This is a genomic window from Mycobacterium sp. SMC-17, assembly GCF_045310915.1.
GTDB lineage: Bacteria > Actinomycetota > Actinomycetes > Mycobacteriales > Mycobacteriaceae > Mycobacterium.
The window spans coordinates 40865-61804 of record NZ_JBJIAK010000016.1 but is presented as its reverse complement, the minus strand read 5'-3'; the positions used below and the strand labels follow the sequence as shown (position 1 = coordinate 61804).

The 20940-nt window shown below is 69.6% G+C and carries 18 protein-coding genes; 16 read left to right on the top strand and 2 right to left on the bottom strand.

What is annotated here, in order from left to right; translation table 11 throughout:
* Positions 1 to 17 precede the first annotated feature (17 nt).
* The 7 genes from ACJH7A_RS12780 (at position 18) to ACJH7A_RS12750 (ending at position 10489) form a co-directional block, all read left to right on the top strand.
* A complete protein-coding gene (locus ACJH7A_RS12780; protein ID WP_406802080.1) occupies positions 18 to 3284 on the top strand; it encodes a DUF2126 domain-containing protein in 3267 nt (1088 codons plus the stop codon).
* Complete coding sequence (locus ACJH7A_RS12775; protein WP_212811583.1) at positions 3284 to 5968, top strand: circularly permuted type 2 ATP-grasp protein; 2685 nt, start codon at positions 3284 to 3286, stop codon at positions 5966 to 5968. Before ACJH7A_RS12780 ends, ACJH7A_RS12775 begins: the two co-directional genes overlap by 1 nt.
* The gene (locus ACJH7A_RS12770) at positions 5965 to 6861 is read left to right on the top strand and encodes a transglutaminase N-terminal domain-containing protein (RefSeq protein ID WP_406802079.1); all 897 of its coding nucleotides are present in this window, start codon (positions 5965 to 5967) and stop codon (positions 6859 to 6861) included. Before ACJH7A_RS12775 ends, ACJH7A_RS12770 begins: the two co-directional genes overlap by 4 nt.
* On the top strand, positions 6854 to 7879 hold the full coding sequence (locus tag ACJH7A_RS12765; protein WP_406802078.1) for a putative zinc-binding metallopeptidase: 1026 nt from the start codon (positions 6854 to 6856) through the stop codon (positions 7877 to 7879). The genes ACJH7A_RS12770 and ACJH7A_RS12765 overlap by 8 nt, the downstream gene beginning before the upstream one ends.
* A gap of 33 nt (positions 7880 to 7912) precedes the next feature.
* Positions 7913 to 8221, top strand: a complete 309-nt coding sequence (locus tag ACJH7A_RS12760; protein WP_234785318.1) for a DUF4333 domain-containing protein — start codon at positions 7913 to 7915, stop codon at positions 8219 to 8221.
* A gap of 68 nt (positions 8222 to 8289) precedes the next feature.
* Positions 8290 to 9126 carry a DUF3097 domain-containing protein gene (locus ACJH7A_RS12755; RefSeq protein ID WP_406802077.1) on the top strand — a complete coding sequence of 279 codons (837 nt, stop codon included), beginning with the start codon at positions 8290 to 8292 and terminating at the stop codon, positions 9124 to 9126.
* Positions 9127 to 9160: 34 nt separating this feature from the next.
* On the top strand, positions 9161 to 10489 hold the full coding sequence (locus ACJH7A_RS12750) for a replication-associated recombination protein A (protein WP_212811579.1): 1329 nt from the start codon (positions 9161 to 9163) through the stop codon (positions 10487 to 10489).
* Here the strand turns inward: ACJH7A_RS12750 and ACJH7A_RS12745 are convergent.
* Entirely contained in the window at positions 10486 to 11103 is a 618-nt protein-coding gene (locus ACJH7A_RS12745; RefSeq protein WP_212811578.1) for a hypothetical protein, read from the bottom strand. The genes ACJH7A_RS12750 and ACJH7A_RS12745 overlap by 4 nt on opposite strands.
* A 152-nt stretch (positions 11104 to 11255) precedes the next feature.
* Here ACJH7A_RS12745 and alaS point away from each other — a divergent pair, with 152 nt between their 5' ends.
* The 9 genes from alaS (at position 11256) to aroB (ending at position 20536) form a co-directional block, all read left to right on the top strand.
* Positions 11256 to 13943, top strand: coding sequence for an alanine--tRNA ligase (alaS, locus tag ACJH7A_RS12740; protein WP_212811577.1), 2688 nt, complete (start codon positions 11256 to 11258; stop codon positions 13941 to 13943).
* Positions 13944 to 13945: 2 nt separating this feature from the next.
* Entirely contained in the window at positions 13946 to 14449 is a 504-nt protein-coding gene (gene ruvX, locus ACJH7A_RS12735) for a Holliday junction resolvase RuvX (RefSeq protein WP_212811576.1), read from the top strand.
* Positions 14446 to 15738: an endolytic transglycosylase MltG gene (gene mltG, locus ACJH7A_RS12730; RefSeq protein ID WP_244872565.1), complete on the top strand. Its 1293-nt coding sequence runs from the start codon at positions 14446 to 14448 to the stop codon at positions 15736 to 15738. The genes ruvX and mltG overlap by 4 nt, the downstream gene beginning before the upstream one ends.
* Positions 15735 to 16511 (top strand): shikimate dehydrogenase, encoded by a 777-nt coding sequence (locus ACJH7A_RS12725; RefSeq protein ID WP_212811575.1) that lies wholly within the window; start codon positions 15735 to 15737, stop codon positions 16509 to 16511. Before mltG ends, ACJH7A_RS12725 begins: the two co-directional genes overlap by 4 nt.
* Positions 16512 to 16658: 147 nt before the next feature.
* The gene (locus ACJH7A_RS12720) at positions 16659 to 17090 is read left to right on the top strand and encodes an A24 family peptidase (protein ID WP_212811574.1); all 432 of its coding nucleotides are present in this window, start codon (positions 16659 to 16661) and stop codon (positions 17088 to 17090) included.
* A complete protein-coding gene (locus ACJH7A_RS12715; protein WP_212811573.1) occupies positions 17087 to 17581 on the top strand; it encodes a GNAT family N-acetyltransferase in 495 nt (164 codons plus the stop codon). Before ACJH7A_RS12720 ends, ACJH7A_RS12715 begins: the two co-directional genes overlap by 4 nt.
* Positions 17582 to 17623: 42 nt before the next feature.
* The gene (aroC, locus tag ACJH7A_RS12710) at positions 17624 to 18820 is read left to right on the top strand and encodes a chorismate synthase (RefSeq protein WP_212811572.1); all 1197 of its coding nucleotides are present in this window, start codon (positions 17624 to 17626) and stop codon (positions 18818 to 18820) included.
* Between the two features lie 4 nt (positions 18821 to 18824).
* A complete protein-coding gene (locus ACJH7A_RS12705) occupies positions 18825 to 19460 on the top strand; it encodes a shikimate kinase (protein WP_020101671.1) in 636 nt (211 codons plus the stop codon).
* Complete coding sequence (gene aroB / locus ACJH7A_RS12700) at positions 19457 to 20536, top strand: 3-dehydroquinate synthase (protein ID WP_212811571.1); 1080 nt, start codon at positions 19457 to 19459, stop codon at positions 20534 to 20536. The genes ACJH7A_RS12705 and aroB overlap by 4 nt, the downstream gene beginning before the upstream one ends.
* A gap of 7 nt (positions 20537 to 20543) precedes the next feature.
* On the opposite strand, the gene ACJH7A_RS12695 is transcribed toward aroB, so the two are convergent.
* A complete protein-coding gene (locus ACJH7A_RS12695; protein WP_053853629.1) occupies positions 20544 to 20891 on the bottom strand; it encodes a hypothetical protein in 348 nt (115 codons plus the stop codon).
* Between the last annotated feature and the right edge of the window lie 49 nt (positions 20892 to 20940).

Here is a 20940-nt window from a genome sequence, read left to right as displayed (position 1 = left end):
TGGTGGGATCGATCGCTATGGCAATCAAGGTGGCGCTGGAGCACCGCACCAGCTACACGTTCGACCGGCTGGTCAAGGTGTACCCGCACGTGGTTCGGTTGCGCCCCGCACCGCACTCGCGGACGCCGATCGAGGCCTATTCGCTGCAGGTCGAGCCCGCCGACCACTTCATCAACTGGCAACAGGACGCCTTCGGTAACTTCGTGGGGCGCTTGGTCTTTCCGAACCGCGCCACCAAGTTGAGCATCACCGTCGGACTGATCGCCGACCTCAAGGTCATCAACCCGTTCGACTTCTTCATCGAGGAATGGGCCGAAACCGTCCCGTTCGCCTACCCGGACAACCTGCTCGACGACCTCAAGCCCTACCTTCGCCCCGTCGACGACGCCGACGATCTGACGGCGGCCTGGGTCCGGAACTTCGACGTGGTGCCCGGCACCGGCACCATCGACTTCCTGGTGTCGCTGAACCGGGCGGTCAATGCCGACGTCGGCTACAGCGTTCGCCTCGAACCCGGTGTCCAGACACCGGATCACACCCTGCGCACCGGCATCGGCTCGTGCCGGGACTCCGCCTGGCTGCTGGTCGCCATCCTGCGGAAGATGGGCTTCGCCGCCCGCTTCGTGTCCGGCTACCTGGTGCAACTGGCCGCCGACATCGAGGCGCTCGACGGACCGTCGGGCCCCGCCGCCGACTTCACCGACCTGCACGCCTGGGCCGAGGTGTACATCCCGGGCGCCGGCTGGGTCGGCCTCGACGCGACCTCGGGTCTGCTGGCCGGGGAGGGCCACATCCCGCTGTCGGCCACGCCGCACCCGGAATCGGCCGCTCCGATCACCGGCGCCGTCGAGCCCTGCGAATCCACGCTCGACTTCGTCAACGTGGTGACGCGGGTGCACGAAGACCCGCGCGTCACCCTGCCGTACACCGAACAGGCATGGGAGTCGATCCGGGCCCTCGGCGCCGTCATCGATGAACGGATGGCCGAGCGCGACGTGCGGCTGACCGTCGGCGGCGAACCCACCTTCGTCTCGATCGACAACCAGACCGACGAGGAATGGACCACGGCCGCCGACGGCCCGCACAAGCGCGTGCTCGCCTCGGCGCTCACCGCCCAGCTGAAAGCCGCCTGGGCCCCGGACGGGCTGGTACAGCGCAGCCAGGGCAAGTGGTATCCGGGGGAGCCGTTGCCGCGCTGGCAGATCGGGCTGATGTGGCGCACCGACGGGACGCCACTGTGGACCGATGCGGCGCTGCTGGCCGATCCGTGGTCCGGGGAATCGCCTGCGGTCGCACCGGATGCGGCACGGCGGTTGCTCACCGAGATCGCCGACGGGCTCGGGCTGCCGGACAGTCAGGTGCGTCCGGCGTACGAGGACGCCCTCGCCCGGCTGGCCGCTGCCGTCCGGCGGCCGGATGGGGATCCGGTCACCGACGACCTGACGGACGACGGAGCCGCCCAGCGGAAAGCCTTGGCGGACAAGCTCGATGCCGCGGTGACCGAACCCGCGGCCCACGTGTTGCCCCTGCATCGCCGTGATGACGACACCGGATGGGTCTCCGCCGACTGGAAACTGCGCCGCGGGCGATTGGTGCTCATCGGCGGCGATTCACCTGCGGGCCTGCGATTGCCGCTCGACTCGATCAGCTGGCAGCCGCCGCGATCGGTGCCCGACGCCGACCCGCTGGCGCCCGCGCGCGTCGACACCCCCGCCAGGCCCGCGACCGTCGTCAGCGCCGACGGCGCACCTCCCACCGCCCTGGTCGCCGAGGTCCGCGACGGTCTGCTGTACGTATTCTTGCCGCCCACAACGGCATTCGACGATTTCGCCGATCTGGTCGGCCGGATCGAGAAAGCCACTGCCAATCTCGGCGTCGCCGTCGTGATCGAGGGCTACGGACCGCCGCCGGACGCCCGGCTCCAGCAGATGACCGTCACTCCCGACCCGGGTGTCATCGAGGTCAACGTGGCGCCCACCGCCGGCTTCGCCGAGCAGGCCGCACAACTGGAGACCCTGTACGAGGCGGCCCGGCAGGCCCGGCTCGGCACGGAGTCCTTCGACGTCGACGGCACCCACGGCGGCACGGGCGGTGGCAACCACATCACCCTCGGTGGCGTCACCCCCGCCGACTCACCGTTGCTGCGCCGGCCCGACCTGCTGGTGTCGATGCTGACGTACTGGCAACGGCATCCGGCGCTGTCGTACCTGTTCTCCGGCCGGTTCGTCGGCACGACGTCGCAGGCCCCGCGCGTCGACGAAGGACGCCTCGAGGCGCTGTACGAGCTGGAGATCGCGTTCGCCGAGATCGAGCGTGTGGCCGAGGGAGCTCCGTGGGCCGTCGACCGCGCCCTGCGGCACCTCCTCACCGACATCACCGGAAACACGCACCGCGCCGAGTTCTGCATCGACAAGCTCTACAGCCCCGACAGTGCCCGCGGCCGGCTCGGCCTGCTGGAACTGCGCGGCTTCGAGATGCCGCCGCATTTCCAGATGGCCATGGTGCAGTCGCTACTGGTGCGGTCGCTGGTCGCGTGGTTCTGGGATGAACCGCTGCGAGCCCCGCTGATCCGGCACGGTGAGAACCTGCACGGCCGGTACCTGTTGCCGCACTTCGTCATACAAGACATCGCCGAGGTCGCCGCCGACCTGCGGGCGCACGGCATCCCGTTCGACACCAGCTGGCTGGATCCGTTCACCGAGTTCCGCTTCCCCCGGATCGGCAGCGTCATTCTGGACGGTGCCGAATTGGAGCTGCGCGGCGCCATCGAGCCGTGGAACACCCTCGGCGAGGAATCCACCGGCACCGGCACCGCCCGCTACGTCGACTCCTCGGTGGAGCGGCTGCAGGTCCGGCTCATCGGCGCCGACCGGAACCGGTACCTCGTCACGGTGAACGGTCACCCGATCCCGCTGCTGGCCACCGACTCGCCCGACGTGCAGGTCGGCGGCGTCCGGTACCGGGCCTGGCAACCACCGAGCGCGCTGCACCCCACCATCACCGTCGACGGACCGCTGCGGTTCGAACTCGTGGATGGGTTCACCGGTTTCTCCAAAGGCGGCTGTACCTACCACGTCTCGCATCCGGGAGGCCGCGCATACGACACCCCGCCGGTCAACGCCGTCGAGGCCGAGTCACGACGGGGCCGCCGTTTCGAGGACATCGGATTCACCCCGGGCGCCGTCGATCTGGCCGATCTCCGGGAGAAGCGGGCCCGTCAATCCACCGATGGCGGAGCGTCGGGCATCCTCGATCTGCGCCGGGTGCGTACCGTTCTGCGGTAATGGTTCTCCGTACACACACATCCCCAGAGCTGGCCGAGGAGGCGGCGCCCGTCGGCGACCCACTGGCCGGATATCGGGCCGACCGGGCCCAGGAGCCGTTGTTCGACGTCCGCGACGTGGCCGGTGTCGGTTACGACGAGCTGGTCGATGAGTCGGGCGCGATCCGGCCGGCCTGGCAGGAGCTGACCGACTGCGTCCGCGACCGCGGTCGGGCCGGCCTGGACCAGCTGCGTGGCGTCGTCCGGGAACTCGTCGACAACGACGGCATCAGCTATGTGCAGGTCGACCGGGACGGCGAGACCGTCACCGACATCGACGGCACGCCGGTGGTGGACACCTGGCAGCTCGACGCCCTGCCCCTGGTGTTGTCCGCGGCGGACTGGCGCACCCTCGAATCCGGATTGGTGCAACGTTCCCGCCTGCTCGACGCGGTGCTCACCGACCTGTACGGCGCGCGCCGCGCCATCACCTCCGGCGTGCTGCCGCCGGAGTTGTTGTACGCCCATCCCGGTTACGTGCGGGCGGCCCGCGGCATCACGGTGCCGGGACGCCACCAGCTGTTCCTGCACGGCTGCGACGTCAGCCGCCATCGCGACGGTGGCTTCGCGGTGAACGCGGACTGGACGCAGGCGCCGTCGGGCGCCGGGTATGCGCTCGCCGACCGGCGGGTCGTCGCGCACGCGGTGCCCGAGCTGTACGAGAAGATGGCGCCGCGCCCGGCGTCGCCCTGGGCACAGGCCTTGCGGCTGGCACTGATCGATGCGGCACCAGAAGCCGCGCGGGAGCCGGTGGTCGTCGTCCTCAGCCCCGGCAGTCACTCCGAGACCGCCTTCGACCAGGCCTACCTAGCCGGCGTGTTGGGTTTCCCGTTGGTCGAGAGCGCCGACCTCGTGGTGCGTGACGGCAATCTCTGGATGCGCTCGCTCGGCACCCTCAAACGGGTCGACGTCGTACTGCGCCGGGTGGACGCCGAGTACGTCGATCCCTTGGACCTGCGTCCGGATTCCCGGCTCGGCGTCGTCGGTCTCGTCGAGGTACTGCGCCGCGGGGCGGTGACGGTGGTGAACACCCTCGGCAGCGGCATCCTGGAAAGCCCGGGTATCGCCCGCTTCCTGCCGGAGCTGGCCGAGCTGCTCACCGGGGAGACTCCGGAACTGCCGAGCGCCCGATGTTTCTGGGGCGGCATCGACGCCGAGCGTTCGCACCTGTTGAGCAAACTGTCCACCCTGTTGATCAGGCCGGTGACCGGCGGACCGGCGATCGTCGGCCCCGCCCTGTCCAGCGCCAAGCGGGCCGCGCTGGCGGCCCGGATCTCCGCCGCCCCGTGGCAATGGATGGGCCAGGAACTGCCCGAGTTCTCCACGGCCCCCGTGGATCTGCTGCCCAGCGGACTGTCCGCCGACAGCGTCGGGATGCGGCTGTTCACCGTCGCCCAGCGCGGGGGATACGCGCCGATGATCGGTGGGCTGGGTTACGTGCTGGCCCGCGGGCACGCCGCCTACGGCATGGAAACCGTTGCGGCCAAGGATGTCTGGGTGCGATCGCCCGACCGGGCCGCGGTGGTGCAGACGCAGGCCGTCGAGCTGCCGGCCATGACGGCGAGCCCGACCCGCGCGGTGAGCTCGCCGCGTGTGCTCTCCGACCTGTTCTGGCTGGGCCGGTACGCCGAACGTGCCGAGTTCACCGCCCGGCTGCTCACCGTCACCCGCGAGCGCTACCACGAATTCCGCTACCGGCGGGACCTCGGCGGCAGTGATTGCGTGCCGGTACTGCTGACCGCACTGGGCCAGATCACCGGCACCGACACCGGCGCCGACGGCGACTACGCCGAACAACTGGCCATCACGCCGACCACGCTGTGGGCACTCACCGCCGACCGGCACCGTCCGGGCTCGCTGGCGCAATCCGTCGAACGGCTGGGCCTGGCCGCGCGCGCCGTCCGCGACCAGATGTCGAACGACACCTGGATGGTGCTCGCCGCCGTCGAACGCGCGGTGCTGCAGCCGTCCGACCGCGCTCGGCAGCGCCAGGGCACCGCGCTGCCGCCGCCGGATTCGAAGACCAAGGGGGAGGCGTACCTGTCGACCGCGCCCAGCCAGACCCTGGCGGGGATGCTGGCGCTGTCCGGCGTGGCGGCCGAATCCATGGTGCGTGACGTGGGCTGGACGATGATGGACATCGGCAAGCGCATCGAGCGCGGTCTCGGCCTGACCGCGCTGCTGCGGGCCACCCTCACCACCGCCCATGGCGCCGAGACCGAACGGACCGTCAGCGAGTCCGTGCTCGTGGTGTGTGAATCGGCGGTGATGTACCGCAGGCGCATGCTGGGACAGGTGAGCGTGGCAGCCATCGCCGACCTGGTGCTGTTCGACGAGGAGAACCCGCGGTCGCTGGCCTTCCAGTTCGAGCGCCTGCGCACCGACCTGCGGGCACTGCCGTCCTCCACAGGATCGACCCGCCCGGAACGGATGATCGACGAGATCGCCGCCCGCCTGCGACGCCAGGATCCGGCCGACCTCGAGCACGTCACCGACGACGGGCGGCGCACTGAACTCGCCGAGCTGCTCGACGGTATGCACACCGATCTGCGGGAGTTGTCCGAGCTGATCCGTGCCGCGCACCTGGCCCTCCCGAGTGGCATGCAGCCGCTGTGGGGCCCCGACGAACGGCGGCAGATGCCATGAGCCGCGAGTACCAGATCACCCATCGCACGCGGTACCGCTACTCCGACGTTGTCACCAGCTCGTACGGCCGCGGATTCCTCACCCCGCGCGACAGCGGTCAGCAGCGTTGCCAGTCGTACCGGCTCAACATCGACCCCGAACCTGCCGACCGTTCCACGAGCCGGGACGCGTACGGCAACATCAGCTCGTATTTCCATGTGACACAACCACATCACGAACTCGTCGTGACGGGACGCAGCATCGTGGAGGTCGACCCGCCGCCCGCCGAGTGGTACGCCGCAGGTGCGGCGCTGGCGCCGTGGGAGCAGTCCCGGCCGGCCGGGCCGGACGGAGCGCTGGCCACCGAATTCGTGCTCGACCTGCAACCCGCGGAGATCACCGACGAGGTGCGGGATTACGCCGCACCGAGTTTCGCGCCCGGCCGGCCGCTGATCGAGGTGCTGCGCGAGCTGAACTCGCGCATCTTCGCCGACTTCACCTACCGGTCCGGGTCGACGACGGTGTCCACCCGGGTCGCGGAGGTTTTGGCCGCCCGCGAAGGGGTATGTCAGGACTTCGCCCGCCTGGCCATCGCGTGCCTGCGGGCGAACGGTCTTGCGGCGAGCTATGTCTCGGGATATCTGGCGACCGACCCGCCGCCGGGGAAGGAACGGATGGTGGGTATCGACGCCACCCATGCCTGGGCGTCGGTGTGGACGCCGCAGAACCAGTGGCTGGGGCTGGACCCGACCAACGACCAGATGGTCGACGAGCGCTACATCGTGGTGGGGTTCGGCCGGGACTACGCCGATGTGCCGCCGCTGCGCGGCATCATCTACACCGACTCCGAGAGCAGCATCATCGACGTCTCCGTCGACGTCGCACCAATTGTGGGAGGACAACTGCGTGCGTGACTTCAACTGCCCCAACTGCGGGCAGCGACTGGCCTTCGAGAACTCGCTGTGCCTGGGCTGCGGCAGCGCGCTCGGCTTCTCCCTGGACGACATGGCGCTGCTGGTGATCGCGCCGCCCGACAGCAACGGCGACACCGACCATGCCGGCGCGGTGGCCTCGACCGACTACCAGCTGTGCGCGAATCTGCATCTGGCGCAATGCAATTGGCTGGTCCGGATCGAGCCGGTGCGGCAACTGTGCCCATCGTGTGCGTTGACCCGGACCCGACCCGCCGACGATGACACCAAGGCCATGGCGGCTTTCGCGGTCGCCGAGCAGGCCAAGCGCCGGCTGATCGCCGAACTGTCGGAGCTGGGCCTGCCGACGGAGGGACTGTCCTTCGACCTGCTGTCCAGCGAGCAGCACCAGGTGTTCACCGGCCATCAGGACGGGGTCATCACCCTGGACCTCGCCGAGGGCGACGACGTGCACCGCGAACAACTGCGCATCGCCATGGCCGAGCCGTACCGAACCCTGCTGGGCCACTTCCGCCACGAGATCGGGCACTACTACTTCTACCGGCTGGTGCAGCCGTCGCCCGATGCCGTCGCGCGGTTCACCGAATTGTTCGGGGACCCCGACGCCGACTACCAGGCGGCGCTGGACCGGCACTACCGCGACGGTGCGCCCGCCGGGTGGGAGGAGCAGTACGTGTCCTCCTACGCGACGATGCATCCGGCCGAGGACTGGGCCGAGACGTTCGCGCACTATCTGCACATCCGGGACGCACTCGACACCGCGGCGGCCTTCGGCTTCGCGCCCGCCGGTGCCACCTTCGAACGGCGGGTGCTGGGCCCCAGCGGATTTGACACCCTCATCGAGCTCTGGCTACCGCTGGCCTGGGCGTTGAACATGGTCAACCGGTCGATGGGCAAGGACGATCTGTACCCGTTCGTGCTGCCGGCCGCGGTGCTCGAGAAGATGCGGTTCATCCACACGGCGGTCGACGACGCCGGTGCCTCCCGCGCGGCGCGTTGACTCGGCCCACGGCGATAGGACACGATCGCGCCCATGATGCGCGTACGGGTGGGGGCAGCGGTGCTAATGGGTCTGGTGGCCCTGTCGCCGGCTGCGTGTAGCTCAAAGACCACGGTCAAGTCGGACGACGCCGCCAAGCAGGTCGTCAAGCTGGTGTCGGATCAGAACAAGTTCACCCCCACCGATGTGAAGTGTCCGTCCGACGTGGAGGCCACCAAGGGCGCCCAGTTCGACTGTCACTTCACCGGTCCTCGCAAGGTCCAGTACGTCGCGCACATGAAGATCGTGAAAGTCGACGGTGAGCGCATCACCTGTGACATCAAGGTCGAGAAGGCCCCGTAACCGGTCTGTGACGAAAACACGGGTGGCGCAACCGGATCTGGCCCGCGATCGTTCCTAGGATCGGTGCCGTGAGCGACCGATACGGATCCGATGTACTGGCCCGCAACCCGAACGCCAGAAAGCGTTCGACCGAGCAACCCGCCGAGAAGGGGCTCGTGGTGGAGTGCGCCACGACCGGCTTCGTGGGCGCCGTGATCTCGGTCGAGTACGGCCGCATGGTCCTCGAGGACTTCGACGGCTACCGCAAGCCGTTCCCCATCGGCCCGGGCTATCTGGTCGACGGCAATCCCGTCATCCTCACCGCGCCCAAGCGCACCGCGCCGGCCGCGCCCACCCGCACGGCCTCGGGTTCGGTTGCCGTGCAAGGACATCGGGCCCGCACCGCGCTGGCCAGCCGCATCTACGTGGAGGGCCGCCACGACGCCGAACTGGTCGAGCAGGTGTGGGGACACGATCTGCGGGTCGAGGGCGTGGTCGTCGAATACCTCGGCGGTGTCGACGACCTGGCCGCCATCGTGCGCGAGTTCCGGCCGGGACCGGGCCGCCGGCTCGGCGTGCTCGTCGACCACCTGGTGTCGGGCTCGAAGGAGGCCCGGATCGCCGAACAGGTGCGCCGTGGTCCGGGTGGCGAGCACACGCTGGTCGTGGGCCACCCGTTCATCGACATCTGGGAGGCCGTCAAACCCGCCCGCATCGGGCGTGAGGCGTGGCCCGTCATCCCGCGCGGCATCGAATGGAAGCACGGCGTGTGCGACGCGCTCGGCTGGCCGCACGCCGACCAGGCCGACATCGCCCACGCGTGGCAGCGCATCCGGGGCCGGGTGCGGGACTGGAACGACCTCGAACCCGCGCTGATCGGACGGGTCGAGGAACTCATCGACTTCGTGACCGCACCTGCCGACTGAACCGCCGGTCGGTGCGGCGTGGTAAGCCTGAACCGTGTCTGATGGGCTGTTCGACGTAGGGGGCGAACCCGACGTATCGTCCGCCGCCCCCACCCAGGCACCATTGGCGGTGCGGATGCGGCCCGCCGGCCTCGACGAGGTCGTCGGCCAGGATCACCTGCTCAAGCCGGGTTCGCCCCTCCGCCGCCTCGTCGAGGGCTCGGGCGCGGCCAGCGTCATCCTCTACGGGCCGCCCGGCACCGGCAAGACCACCCTGGCGTCGCTGATCTCGGGGGCCACCGGCCGCCGGTTCGAGGCGCTGTCGGCGCTGTCGGCCGGCGTCAAGGACGTCCGCGCGGTGATAGAAGAAGCACGTCGAGGCGCGATTCACGGCCGTCAGACCGTGCTGTTCATCGACGAGGTGCACCGCTTCTCCAAGACGCAGCAGGACGCCCTGCTGGCGGCCGTCGAGAACCGGGTCGTGCTGCTGGTGGCGGCGACCACCGAGAATCCGTCGTTCTCGGTGGTGGCCCCACTGCTGTCGCGCTCGCTGATCCTGCAGCTGCAACCGCTCACGGCCGACGCCGTCCGGACCGTCGTGCAGCGGGCGATCACCGATCCGCGCGGTCTGGGCGGTGCCGTCGAGGTCGACGACAACGCCGTCGAGCTGCTCGTGACGCTGTCGGCGGGTGATGCGCGGCGGGCGCTGACGGCGCTCGAGGTCGCCGCCGAGACGGCCGGAGACGGGCCGGTGTCCATTGAAGTCATCGAGCAGTCCCTCGACAAGGCTGCCGTGCGCTACGACCGCGACGGGGACCAGCACTACGACGTCGTCAGCGCGTTCATCAAATCGGTGCGCGGCTCGGACGTCGACGCCGCGCTGCACTACCTGGCGCGGATGCTGACCGCGGGGGAGGACCCGCGCTTCATCGCTCGCCGGCTGATGATCCTGGCCAGCGAGGACATCGGCATCGCCGATCCGACGGCCCTGCCGATCGCCGTCGCCGCCGCGCAGACCGTGCAGCTCATCGGGCTACCGGAGGCCCAACTGACCCTGGCCCACGCGACGGTGCACCTGGCGACGGCGCCGAAATCCAACGCGGTGACCGTCGCCCTCGGCGCGGCGATGGCCGACATCAAGGCCGGCAAGGCCGGCATGGTGCCCGCGCATCTGCGCGACGGGCACTACGCCGGTGCCGCCGCACTCGGCCACGCCCAGGGCTACAAGTACGCCCACGACCACCCGGGTGGTGTTGCGGCGCAACAGTATCCACCCGATGAGCTGGTCGGGGTCGACTACTACCGGCCCACCGCGTACGGGGCGGAACGCGAGATCGGCGGCCGGTTGGAGAAGCTGCGCGCCATCATCCGGCGCAAGCGCTAGACCAGTTCGGGTACCCGCAGGTGGGCGATCGCGAGATCGAATGCGCAGTCGGCGATCTCCGACGCCCCGGCGGCCTGCACCGATTCGACCTTCAGTGCCGTGGCCTGCTGCCAGTAGTCCGCCATCAACTCGCGGGTGCGGAAGGACGCCGACGACACCGCACGGCCCGAACCGCGGTCGACGAGCAGGCTGGCGCTGCAGAACCCCGGCAGGTGCTCGATCTGCCGCAGCACGGTGTCGCGGTAGTAGTCGATGCCGGCCTCCATGAGATCCGGCGGCACGGTGAGCCAGGTGGCCCGCACACACGCGCCGTTACCGTGCTCACGGTGCAGAACGGCGATCTCCCACTCCTCGACCAGCGGGGCGCCGCCACCGAAGCGTTCGGCGGCGAGATTGCGGAGCCGGCGGCCCTCGCCGGCGCTGTAATGCAGGGCGTCCTCGGACTCCCACGCGCTGGTGGCGATGCACCGGCCGGATTCCCGGTCGACCAGCAGAGACAGGCCGATGGAACCGGGAAGTTCCTGCAGCACGGGCATGACCTCGTCGCGGATATAGGCAATGCCGTCATCGATCTGGTCAGGGCTCGCCATCATCGTGGTAGAACGTGCGAACACGGTCCACCCCCTCTTTGTTCAGGGCGGCGCTCCGGTGGCGCCACCGGATAGACACAACTGTCCGCCGCGGCGGCGCTGCGCACAAGGCCGACCGGTACTGTTATCCGGGCAACTACCCGGTCCCCAGACGGACAACAGAAGGACAACAGCACGTGCAGACACACGAGATCAGGAAACGATTCCTCGATCATTTCGTGAAAGCGGGCCACACCGAGGTGCCGAGCGCATCGGTGATCCTGGACGATCCGAACCTGTTGTTCGTCAACGCCGGCATGGTGCAGTTCGTGCCGTATTTCCTGGGCGACCGCACCCCGTCGTATGACAAGGCAACCAGCGTCCAGAAGTGCATCCGCACACCGGACATCGACGAGGTCGGCATCACCACCCGGCACAACACGTTCTTCCAGATGGCCGGCAACTTCTCGTTCGGCGACTACTTCAAGCGTGGCGCCATCGCGCTCGCCTGGGACCTGCTGACCAACCCGGTGTCCGAGGGCGGCTACGGCTTCGATCCCGAAAAGCTCTGGGCCACCGTCTATCTCGATGACGACGAGGCCATCGGGCTGTGGGAGGAGATCGCCGGTCTGCCGCCCGAGCGCATCCAGCGCCGCGGCAAGGCCGACAACTACTGGTCCATGGGTATCCCGGGGCCCTGCGGCCCGTGTTCGGAGATCTACTACGACCGCGGCCCCGAGTACGGCATCGACGGTGGTCCCGAGGCCAACGAGGACCGCTACATCGAGATCTGGAATCTCGTGTTCATGGAGAACGAGCGCGGCGAGGGCACCAGCAAGACCGACTTCGAAATCCTCGGCCCGCTGCCGCGCCAGAACATCGACACCGGCATGGGTGTCGAGCGCATCGCCTGCCTGCTGCAGGGTGTCGACAACGTCTACGAGACCGACCTGGTCCGCCCGGTGATCGACATGGTCGCCTCGGTGGCGCCGCGCCACTACGGCGTGGGCAACCACGCCGACGATGTGCGCTACCGCGTCATCGCCGACCACAGCCGCACCGCCGCGATCATCATCGGCGACGGCGTCACCCCGGGTAACGAGGGCCGCGGCTACGTGCTGCGCCGCCTGCTGCGCCGCATCATCCGCGCCGCCAAGCTGCTCGGTGTCGAGCAGCCGATCATGAGCGACCTGATGGCCACCGTGCGCGACACGATGGGTCCGTCGTACCCGGAGCTGGTCACCGACTTCGAGCGCATCAACCGCATCGCGGTAGCCGAGGAGACCGCCTTCAACCGCACCCTCGCGTCGGGTTCGCGGCTGTTCGAGGACGCGGCGGCCGCCACCAAGGCCGCCGGCAAGACCGTCGTCTCCGGTAGTGACGCCTTCACGCTGCACGACACCTACGGTTTCCCGGTCGAGCTGACGCTGGAGATGGCGGCCGAAGCCGGCCTGACCGTCGACGAAGAGGGCTTCCGGGGCCTGATGGCCGAGCAGCGCGCCCGCGCCAAGGCCGACGCCGCTGCCCGCAAGCACGCGCACGCCGACCTGTCCGCCTACCGCGACCTGGTCGACGCCGGCCCCACCGAGTTCACCGGTTTCGACGAATTGACCTCCGAGGCACGGATTCTCGGCATCTTCGTGGACGGCAAGCGGGTGCCGGTGGTGACGCACGGCAGTGAGGGCTCGGATCGCGTCGAGCTCGTGCTGGACCGGACGCCGCTGTACGCCGAATCGGGTGGCCAGATCGCCGACACCGGAACGATCACCGGCACCGGGTCGTCGGCCACCGCCAAGGCCGCGGTCACTGATGTGCAGAAGATCGCCAAATCGCTGTGGGTGCACACCGTCAACGTCGAGTCCGGCGAGTTCGTCGAAGGCGACACCGTCACCGCCGCCGTCGACCCGACCTGGCGCCGCGGTGCCACGCAGGGCCACTCCGGCACGCACATGGTGCACGCCGCGCTGCGACAGGTGCTGGGCCCGGGCGCCGTTCAGGCTGGTTCGCTGAACCGGCCGGGCTACCTGCGCTTCGACTTCAACTACCAGGGCGCGTTGAGCGACGCACAGCGCACCGAAGTGGAGGAAGTCACCAACGAGGCCGTGCAGGCCGACTTCGAGGTGCACACCTTCCACGAGAAGCTGGAGAAGGCCAAGGCGATGGGCGCCATGGCGATGTTCGGCGAGTCCTACCCGGACGAGGTCCGCGTCGTCGAGATCGGCGGCCCGTTCTCGCTGGAGCTGTGCGGTGGTACGCACGTCGAGCGCTCGGCGCAGATCGGCCCGGTGACGATCCTCGGTGAGTCGTCGGTGGGTTCGGGTGTGCGTCGTGTCGAGGCCTATGTCGGGCTCGAGTCGTTCCGGCACCTCGCCAAGGAACGTGCGCTGATGGCCGGCCTGGCCGCGTCGCTGAAGGTGCCCTCGGAAGAGGTGCCCGCCCGCGTCGCCACCCTGGTCGAGAAGCTCAAGGCCGCCGAGAAGGAACTCGACAAGGTCCGCCTGGCCGGTGCCAAGGCGGCCGCCGCCGACGCCGCGGCCGGTGCCGAGGTCATCGGCAAGGTCCGCGTCGTCGCCCAGCGGATGGCCGGCGGCATCTCCGGTGGTGACCTGCGCACCCTGGTCGGCGACATCAAGGGCAAGCTCGGCTCGGAGCCCGCGGTGATCGCGCTGATCGCCGACTCGGGCGAGTCGGTGCCGTACGTGGTGGCCGTCAACGCCGCCGCGCAGGACCTCGGGTTCAAGGCCAACGAACTGGTGCAGCAGCTGGGCGCCGCCGTCGGTGGCCGTGGTGGTGGAAAGGCCGATCTGGCACAGGGTTCCGGTAAGGGGGCAGCGGGTATCGACGCGGGTCTGGCCGCGCTACGCGCTGAACTGGGCCGGAGCTAGCTTTGGCTGATACCGACCGCATGCCCGACCGCCCCGGCGCCGACGACCCCGGTCGCGGCCGCCGGCTGGGCATCGACGTCGGCACGGTGCGGATCGGTGTCGCGGTGTGCGACCCCGACGGCATCCTCGCGACGCCGCTGGAGACGGTGCGTCGCGACAAGACCGACAAGCACCTGGGCCGGCTGGTGAAGCTGGCCGGTGAGCAGGAGGCGGTCGAGATCGTCGTCGGGCTGCCGCGCACACTGAAGGACCGGGCGAGCAGCTCGGCGCGGGACGCGATCGAGGTGGCCGACGCCCTGGCGGTGCGGGTGGCCCCGACTCCGGTACGGATGGCCGACGAACGGCTGACGACGGTCACCGCGCAGCGCTCGCTGCGGGAGGCCGGGGTGCGTGCGAAGGGGCAACGTCAGATGATCGATCAGGTGGCCGCCGTCGGCATCCTGCAGAACTGGCTGGACATGCGCCGCTCGGTGCTGGCCGCCGCAGAGCGCGAGGTCGGCGAATGACTCCGGCCGAGGACATGCGCCCGGACGCCCCGGGCGACGACGACGAGTGGGGCAGCAGCACCCGCATCAAGCCCGAATCGGTGGGCCGGCCGCGCCGCGGCATGAGCCGGGCCGAGCGGGTCCGCGCCGAGCGCAACCGCAAGCGCCGCCGGCGCCGCAGCATGGTGGCGTTGACGGTGTTCATCGTCGTCGTGGTCAGCGCGGTGTTCCTCGGCTCCCGGCTGTGGCACGGCATCTTCGGCTCGGGCAACGACTACTCCGGTGACGGCAACAACGACCTCGTCGTCGAGGTGCATCAGGGCGACTCGACCACCGCGATCGGGCAGACCCTGTTCGATCACGGCGTCGTGGCGAACGTGAAGACGTTCGTCCTGGCCGCCGAGGGCAACAAGGCGATGACCGAGATTCAGCCCGGGTTCTACAAGCTGCGCACCGAGATCTCGGCCGCCAACGCGGTGTCCCGGCTCACCGAGAAGAACAATCGGGTGGGCCGCCTGGTGATCCCGGAGGGCCGCCAACTCGACGACACCACCGACGTCAAGACCAACAAGATCAACCAGGGCATCTTCAGCCTGATCTCGGCGGCTTCCTGCGTCGACCTGGACGGCAAGCGCAAGTGCGTGTCCGCCGACGAGCTGAAGAAGGCCGCCGGTGCCGCCGACATCTCGGCGTTGCTCGTGCCGAGCTGGGCGGCCGGACCGGTGAAGTCGCTGGGCCCCGACCACCGCAGGCTCGAGGGCCTCATCGCGCCCGGCACCTGGAACGTCGACCCGGCCGGCACGCCGACGTCGATTCTGGCGAGCCTGATCAGCGCAAGCGGTCACCAGTACGAAAAGGGTGGCCTGCTCGATGCCGGCGCCGCCGCCAACCTGAACCCGTACCAGATCCTCATCGTGGCATCGCTGGTGCAGCGCGAGTCCAACCCGCAGGACTTCGCCAAGGTGGCCCGCGTCATCTACAACCGGCTGGCGACCCCAGACCATCGCAGGCTGCAGTTCGACTCGACGGTGAACTACCCGCTGGACCGGCAGGAAGTGGCCACCACCGACGCCGACCGCGAACAGCCGACGCCATGGAACACCTATGCGCGCGAAGGACTTCCGGTCACGCCGATCTGCTCGCCCGGCCAGCCCGCCGTCGTCGCGGCGCAGGACCCGGCGCCGGGGGACTGGCTGTACTTCGTGACCATCGACCTGCAGGGCACCACGGTCTTCACCCGCGACTACCAGCAGCACCTCGCCAGCATCGAGCTCGCCAAACGCAACGGCGTGCTCGACAGTGCGCGATGAGAGCCGCGGTTCTGGGTTCGCCCATCGCGCATTCGCGGTCCCCGCAGCTGCACCTGGCGGCCTACCGGGAGCTCGGGCTCACCGACTGGACCTACGACCGCATCGAGTGCACCGAGGAACAATTGCCCGGCCTGGTGGGCGGTTTCGGCCCGGAATGGGTCGGGGTCTCGGTCACGATGCCCGGCAAGTTCGCGGCGCTGCGCTTCGCGACCGAACGCACGCCGCGCGCTGAGCTCGTCGGCTCGGCCAACACCCTGGTACGGATCGACGGCGGCTGGCGCGCCGACAACACCGACGTCGACGGCGTCGTCGGCGCCCTGGGCGAGGTATCCGGAGCGGCGGCGGTGCTGGGCTCCGGCGGCACCGCGCCCGCGGCCGTCGTGGCCTTGGCCGAACTCGGTGTGCGGGACCTGGCGATCGTTGCCCGCAATGCCGACAAGGCCGGGGCACTCGTGGAGCTGGGGGAGCGGCTGGGCGTCGCGACGCGCTGGGTAGCCCTCGGCGAGAAGCTGAATTCCCTTGGCGTGGTGGTCAATACACTGCCTGCCGCGGTGGCGGGTGAGATCTCCGGGACCGTGGCCGACACCGCCGTGCTGCTCGACGCCATCTACGACCCGTGGCCGACGCCGCTGGCCGCCGCCGTTTCCGCGGCCGGTGGCCGGGTGGTCAGCGGCCTGCAGATGCTGCTGAACCAGGCCTACGCCCAGGTGGAGCAGTTCACCGGGATGCCCGCGCCCCGCGAGGTGATGGCGGCGGCGCTCGCGGCGTCCTGAATCCAGTTTTGTGCGCGGCTCGGCTGGTAGAGCCGAAAATTGGGGCCCAAGAAGTCCGTGAGTGCAATCGACGTGGTACTTCCCTGGCCGGCACCCTGTGGAACATTCGTGTCGGGACGCCCTGCGCAACGCCCTTAGCCTCGAAAGATGGGGGCGGGCTTGGCTATTGGTGCCTGGATGATCGCGTTGTGTGCCTATGACCTCCGCGAGCGACGGCTGCCGAACTGGCTGACGCTGCCGGGCGCCGCGGTGATCGTCGCGGCCGGCGTGATCACGGGCAAGGGGACTGCCGCGGCGTTGGGGGCCGCGGCTTTGTTCGCGCTCTACCTCCTGATCCACCTGCTCAGCCCACGGGCGATGGGCGGCGGCGACGTCAAACTCGCACTCGGCCTCGGCGCATTGACCGGCATGTGCGGCGCCGGCGTGTGGGTGCTCGCCGCGATCGGGGCGCCGCTGCTGACCGCGGGGTACGCGGCGCTGATCCTCGTGCGGCGAGCCGGACGCACCGTGCCACACGGACCGTCGATGTGCCTGGCGAGCGCCGCGGCCGTCGCGCTCGGTACCTTTGCCTCACCATGACCACCCGCACCGCCACCACCGCCGACCTGCCCGCGATCGCCGACATCTACGCGCATTACGTACGCAACAGCGTGGCGTCGTTCGAGCTCGAGCCGCCCACGGCCGAGGAGTGGCAGGCGCGGTTCGCCAAGGTCTTCGCCGCCGGGCTGCCGTTCCTCGTCGTCGAGCGCGAGGGCAAGGTCGCGGGGTACGCGTACTGCTTGCCCTGGAAATCCCGGCCGGCCTATCAGGGCACGGTGGAGGACTCGATCTACCTGGCGCCGTGGGCCACCGGACAGGGTGCCGGCAAGGAACTCCTCGGCGCGCTGCTGGACGCCGCCCGCGCCGCCGGCGTGCGTGAGGTCATCGCGGTGATCGCCGACAGCGGCGACCCGTCGTCCGTCGCACTGCACAAGAAGGTGGGTTTCGACGAGGCCGGCCGACTGCGGCAGGTCGGGCACAAACACGGCCGCGACATCGACACCGTGCTGCTGCAATGCAGCCTGGGCTGACGGATTTCAGCCGGTAAACCCCCTCATGGGACAATGGGACACGTGTTGCGATGGACCACAGCAGGTGAATCCCACGGTCGTGCCCTGGTGGCCATGCTCGAAGGCATGGTGGCCGGTCTCTCGGTGACCTCGGACGACATCGCCACGCAGTTGCAGCGGCGTCGTCTCGGCTATGGCCGCGGTGCCCGGATGAAGTTCGAAAAGGACGAAGTCACGCTGCTCGGCGGCGTTCGGCACGGCCAGACGCTCGGCGGCCCGATCGCCATCCAGATCGGCAACACCGAGTGGCCCAAGTGGGAGACCGTCATGGCCTCCGACCCGGTCGACCCGGAGGCGCTGGCCAACACCGCGCGTAACGAGCCGCTCACCCGGCCCCGGCCCGGGCACGCCGACTACGCCGGCATGCTCAAGTACGGCTTCGACGACGCCCGCCCGGTGCTCGAGCGCGCCAGTGCCCGCGAGACCGCGGCCCGCGTCGCGGCCGGCACCGTCGCCCGCGCGTTCCTGAAGCAGGCCCTCGGCGTGGACGTCGTCTCGCACGTCATCTCCATCGGCGCATCGAAGCCCTACGACGGCCCGGTCCCGCAGCCCGAGGATCTGGAGGCCATCGATGACAGCCCGGTGCGTGCCTTCGACAAGACCGCCGAGGAAGCCATGATCGCCGAGATCGAGGCCGCCAAGAAGGACGGCGACACCCTCGGCGGTGTCGTCGAGGTGGTGGTCAGCGGACTGCCCGTCGGCCTCGGCTCGTTCATCAGCGGTGACAACCGGCTGGACAGCCAGCTGGCCGCCGCCGTCATGGGCATCCAGGCCATCAAGGGCGTCGAGATCGGTGACGGCTTCGAGACCGCACGGCGCCGCGGCAGCGTCGCACACGACGAGATCTACCCGGGCGCCGACGGCATCACCCGCTCCACCAACCGCGCCGGCGGTCTGGAAGGCGGCATGACCAACGGCCAGCCGCTGCGGGTCCGCGCCGCGATGAAGCCGATCTCGACCGTGCCACGCGCGCTCGCGACCGTCGACATGGCCACCGGCGAAGAGGCCGTCGCCATCCACCAGCGTTCCGACGTGTGCGCCGTGCCCGCGGCCGGTGTGGTCGTCGAGGCCATGGTGGCACTGGTGCTGGCCCGGGCCGCGCTGGACAAGTTCGGCGGCGACTCGCTGGCCGAGACCCGCGCCAACGTCGAGAACTACCTGCGTGCGGTGCATGAGCGCGAACCGCAGATGTCCGGATAACCCGATGGCGCCCAAGGCTGTACTGGTCGGCATGCCCGGTTCGGGCAAGTCGACGATCGGTCGACGGTTGGCGAAGGCGCTGCAGGTGCCGATGCTCGACACCGACGCCAAGATCGTCGAGACCACCGGTCGCAGCATCGCCGACATCTTCGCCGAAGGTGAACCGGTGTTCCGCAAGATCGAAGCCGACGTGATCCGCGACGCGCTCGCCGAACACGACGGCGTCGTGTCGCTCGGCGGTGGCGCGGTGACGACCCCGGAGGTGCGGGAAGCGCTCGTCGGCCATACCGTCGTCTACCTGGAAATCAGTGCGGCAGAAGGCGTTCGGCGCACCGCGGGCGGCGGACGCCCGCTGCTCGCCGGCGACGACCCGGGCGCCAAATACCGCGAGCTGATGGCGCAGCGCGTGCCGCTGTTCCGGCAGGTCGCCACCCTCCGCGTGAACACCAACCGACGCAATCCCGGTGCGGTGGTCCGCCACATCGTGCACCGGCTCGAGCAGCCGCGCTGCGACGAGCACTCCCGGCGCCGCCGCCGCTCGGCGTGGCGCCGGCTGCCCACGGTCCTGAACCCCGGACCGACCACCGAGGCCCCGCCGAGCCCTGCGGCACTGGCGAAACGATTGAAAGGCTCGCAATGACTGAACCCGTCGTCGTCGAGGTGAACGTCGACCGGCCGTACCCGGTGATCATCGGGACCGGTCTGCTCGGCGACCTCGGCCGCGTCCTGCAGGGCCGGCACCGCGTCGCCATCCTGCACCAGCCGGTGCTGAACGAGACCGCCGAGGCGATCCGTAGTTACTTGGCGGCGGGCGGAATCGACGCGCACCGCATCGAAATCCCGGACGCCGAGGCGGGCAAGGAACTGCCCGTTGTCGGGTTCATCTGGGAAGTGCTGGGGCGCATCGGGATCGACCGCAAGGACGCCATCGTCAGCCTCGGCGGCGGCGCGGCCACCGACGTCGCGGGGTTCGCCGCCGCCACCTGGCTGCGCGGCGTGGACATCGTGCACGTGCCCACGACGCTGCTCGGCATGGTCGACGCCGCCGTCGGCGGCAAGACCGGCATCAACACCGACGCCGGCAAGAACCTCGTCGGCGCCTTCCACCAGCCGCTGGCCGTGCTGGTCGACCTCGCGACGCTGGAATCGTTGCCGCGCAACGAGATCATCGCCGGCATGGCCGAGATCGTGAAGGCCGGCTTCATCGCCGACCCGGTGATCCTGGACCTGATCGAGGCCGATCCGGAGGCCGCGCTGGATCCGGCCGGCACCGTGCTGCCCGAACTCATCCGCCGTGCCATCGCCGTCAAGGCCGAGGTGGTCGCCGCCGATGAGAAGGAATCGGCACTGCGCGAAATCCTCAACTACGGCCACACTTTGGCGCACGCCATCGAGCGCCGGGAGCGCTACCAGTGGCGGCACGGCGCCGCCGTGTCGGTGGGCCTGGTGTTCGCCGCCGAGCTCGGCCGGCTTGCCGGACGCCTCGACGACGACACCGCGGACCGCCACCGCCGGGTGCTCACCGCGCTGGGCCTGCCGGTCAGCTACGACGCCGACGCCTTCCCGCAACTGCTGGAATCGATGGCGGGGGACAAGAAGACCCGTTCGGGCGTGCTGCGCTTCGTGGTGCTCGACGGCCTGGCCAAGCCGGGCCGCCTCGAAGGCCCGGACCCCTCGCTGCTGGCGGCCGCCTACTCGGTGGTGGCGAAAGACTGAGCTGCGCTCAGTAGACGGGGTTGAAATAGTCGGTGCCGCCGACCGGGCATTCGACCTTGGCTTTCCACGTCGTGCCGGTCTGGATGCCCGGGAACCACAGATTGTGGCTCTGGTTTGCCTGCAGCTGGAACGGCACCTTGTACACCGGCAGGGGCTTGACCGACTTCCATCCGAACCACGGCTCCGCGGAGTAGAAGCACAGACCTTCACTTCCGGTCGAGTTGATGTGGACCGTGACGCCCGCCGCGTCGCTTGTCGTATCGATCGACGACGCGGCCTGCGCGGTTCCTGTTCCGGTTCCGAGGGCGATCATCGCCAGGGCAGCTGCGGCGGTGACGAACTTCGTGCGGTTCATGATGTGCTCCTGTTTGGGATTTGCGGCTCCGGTTGAGCCGCTCTCACAG